The sequence below is a fragment of the Lactobacillus ultunensis DSM 16047 genome (assembly GCF_001436305.1).
Classification (GTDB): domain Bacteria; phylum Bacillota; class Bacilli; order Lactobacillales; family Lactobacillaceae; genus Lactobacillus; species Lactobacillus ultunensis.
In genome coordinates this window covers 1-209 of record NZ_AZFO01000105.1, presented here as the reverse complement: position 1 = coordinate 209, position 209 = coordinate 1, and the positions used below count along the sequence as shown (strand labels likewise).

Annotated in this window: 1 protein-coding gene; it reads right to left on the bottom strand. The window is 42.1% G+C overall.

Features of this window, described 5'->3' with window-relative positions; translation table 11 throughout:
* Positions 1-209: DDE-type integrase/transposase/recombinase (locus FC57_RS10545; protein WP_156655830.1), on the bottom strand; the 209-nt coding region annotated here is incomplete at both ends.

The following is a 209-nucleotide window of genomic DNA, read 5'->3' as shown; positions in this document are numbered from 1 at the left end:
GGATGAGCAGTCGGATAGGCTTGGATAGCTTGCTCATAAGCTGATTGAACCAAAGCAGTATCATTGTGCTTACTAATTGCATAGCCTACTGGATAGCGATCATAGAGATCAAGCACTGTGCAAAGATATGCTTTAGGCAAGCCAGGGGCAACAACTTCAGTGATATCAGTACACCATTTTTCATTAGGCTTGGAAGCATTAAATTCTCT